Below are 2,848 nucleotides of genomic sequence, written 5' to 3'. Positions count from 1 at the left end.
CAACATCAGGCGGGTAGTGTCGCGTATCTGTTGTGCGTTGTTCAGAGGTTCCCTAACAATTCAATCAAGCCGAACTGGCTTCGCCAGTCGGCTTATTTCAGGCGTTAGGCGGCAGAAATACATCATGGCAACTGGCTGCGTCTTTACCATCAACCCGAGCATTCCGCTGGCTGCGGTGGCCGAGCGCATCGGCGCGGCACTGGTCGCGCGGCTTGAACCTGAAATGTCTGGGCGCTTCGAGGAGTATCCGGCGTTCGTGGGAGCCACATCCGATCTGGATATCGTCCTGCTTGGCCCGCCTAGACCCGAGGACGACATTCGCGAAAACCCAACGCAAGACTATGCACTTCAGGTAGCACCTATCGCACAAGTCCCGCAGGACCGCTACGTGGAGCTGCATCAGCAATTACTAGCAGGCGGCGTCGAGGTGGTGGCCTACGAGTTGCCGCCTAACAATTCATTCAAGCCGAAGCCGCTTCGCGGCTCGGCTTAATTCAGGCGTTAGGCGCCAAAAGGAGATTTTCGTGACTGGAGCCGTACTCAGCATTACCGCCATCGGCACGCGCGGTGACGCCGCGGGTAAAACCTTTGTCGCAAAGCCGGATTCTTCCGGCCTCTACGTACTTAATCGCAAGCGTCCTTCCTCGTCTGGTTCTCCGACAAACAATGGAGTCAACAAGGTCTTTGCAGCATCGTTGGATCAGGCCGCTGACCTCCTGGCTACCAACGACTACTTGATCAATCTTGTATCAGCTAACGGCAAGCGTGCACTGCGCCAGCACAGCAAGGTGCAGATCAAGCGTGTTGGCGCCTAACAATTCATTCAAGCCGACGCCGCTTCGCAGCGCGGCTTAACTCAGGCGTTAGGCCGCGGAGAGAAGCTGCTTGTGACCAAAGACTCCAAAGCGCGCCTCGTTTATTTCGTGCTTGCCTTGGCTGGCGTCTTCTTGCTTGGGGTAGCAACACCTTGGCTCAAGACTTTTGGTTCAACTGTGTACGTCTCGGCCGCCTTTGCATATCTAGCTGTGTTGTGGGTTGGGCTAAACTGGGTCGCGCACCGTGTCCGTACTAAGGATAATTCGTAGTCACACGCGACTTTTGCATGTGGAGCCGCGGCCTAACAATTCATTCAAGCCGAGCCCACATCAGCGCGGCGCCTAAGTGCACGCCTTCGGCTATATTTGCACTCAGTCGCCGCCCTGCTGCCGGCCGGCTTAATTCAGGCGTTAGGCCGCATGGAAACTGCTCGACAAATTCCCGCCAGAGGCAGAGCCAAGCGCATTGGCCTTTGGCTCGGTGTAATAGTCGCTGCCCTGGCGGCGCTTTGGTGCTGCAACTTGATCATCTTCCACCTGTGGGCATCAGACGTTCCGCCTTACGCAACTGAGTGGCATCTTCGTTGGGCAAAGTACTCGGCCATCGCCCTTGTAATCTTCATAGCCATCGGCGCCGTGTGCGCCCGTTATTTGCTACCTGGCCGCAGCAAATAGACGTGGCATTGCGGCCTAACAGTTCATTCAAGCCGAAGCCGCTTCGCGGCTCGGCTTAACTCAGGCGTTAGGCCGTGGTGGAGCAAATGCGATGGTGGTTGCCGCTTCGGTGATTTCGCGTGCGGGCATGCGGTTGGCTCCGGACAGCAGTCATCACCGTTGCTGGTTGCGGTAAGTTCGGTGTTTCGCCTTGGTGCGTCGTTCCCGCGCTGCGCTCGGTGCAGTTGGCTTCGGTGGTATCACGCGCCGCTGCATCGCTGAGCAAGCTCCATCCCGCAAGCTGTGGCACACTCGGTCCAGGCGGCAGTGCTGGGGAGCATGGTTGCACCATCCAACCTTTGCGGTCACTCACTGCCTAACAATTCATTCAAGCCGACGCCGCTTCGCAACTCGCCTTAATTCAAGCGTTAGGCATCATCAGGAAAGAACAATGAACTTCCCCAGGGATGAAAACGGCGATGTCCTTCGTCTTATGCAGGCTTCCAATTTCGACTTCTCAAAAAAACACGACATGGAGTTCTTTGCTGTTTTTCGCACCGAAGAAGCGGCCCGCTACGTAGCAATGGAGTTTGTTGCTGATCGTAAAGCTGGCGAGCATTTTGTAAATATTGAGACTAGGCCGGCAGATTCCGGGGGTATGGAGCTTGAGCTAGTCAAGCGCATGATCGTCACCCATGATGCCGTTACGGAATTCGAGGAGCGCCTTGCTAGTCGTGTTTCCAGGCACGATGGTTACATGGATGGGTGGGGCGTTCTTCAGCAATGATGCCTAACAACTCAATCAAGCCGAACTGGCTTCGCCAGTCGGCTTATCTCGGACGTTAGGCAGCAATGGACAGAGCTTCGAGGGAATGCGATGAATGCCAGAGCCGATATGTTGCCACTGCTTCAAGCATGTCATCGCTTTGCCCAGAGTGCGCCCATGTTCTTTATGGCGCTCCCAAGTGCCCACATGAGTTCATCTCAGGGCAATGCGTCATCTGCGGTTGGGATGGCTCCAGTTCGCTGTACATTCAATCTCTACCCCGGCCACCTACGTCGCCGGCCTAACGATTCGTTCAAGCCGAAGCCGCTTCGCAACTCGGCTTAATTCAAGCGTTAGGCCGTGGTGGAGCAAATGCGTTGGTGGTTGCCGCTTCGGTGAGTTCTCAGGCATGCATGCGGTTGGCTTTGGACAGTAGTCATCACCGCTGCTGGTTGCTGTAAGTTTGGTACTTCGCCTTGGTACGTCGTTCCCGCGCTGCGCTCGGTGCAGTTGGCTTCGATGGCATCACGCGCCGCTGCATCGCTGAGCAAGCTCCACCCCGCAAGCTGTGGCACACTCGGTCCAGGCGGCAGTGCTGGGGAGCATGGTTGCA

General features: G+C 56.5%; 3 protein-coding genes. All 3 read left to right on the top strand.

Annotation, left to right across the window (positions count from 1 at the left end; genetic code table 11):
* Nucleotides 1-493: hypothetical protein (locus QRM89_RS20985; protein ID WP_285449051.1), on the top strand; the 493-nt coding region annotated here is incomplete at its 5' end.
* Nucleotides 494-524: 31 nt separating this feature from the next.
* Nucleotides 525-815 carry a hypothetical protein gene (locus QRM89_RS20980; RefSeq protein WP_285449048.1) on the top strand — a complete coding sequence of 97 codons (291 nt, stop codon included), beginning with the start codon at nucleotides 525-527 and terminating at the stop codon, nucleotides 813-815.
* 1,105 nt (nucleotides 816-1,920) lie between these two features.
* Nucleotides 1,921-2,256, top strand: coding sequence for a ribonuclease E inhibitor RraB (locus QRM89_RS20975; RefSeq protein WP_285449046.1), 336 nt, complete (start codon nucleotides 1,921-1,923; stop codon nucleotides 2,254-2,256).
* Nucleotides 2,257-2,848: the final 592 nt, after the last annotated feature.

This window comes from Xanthomonas sp. LMC-A-07 (genome assembly GCF_030208825.1).
Lineage (GTDB): Bacteria > Pseudomonadota > Gammaproteobacteria > Xanthomonadales > Xanthomonadaceae > Xanthomonas > Xanthomonas campestris.
This window is presented reverse-complemented; position numbering and strand designations above follow the sequence as displayed.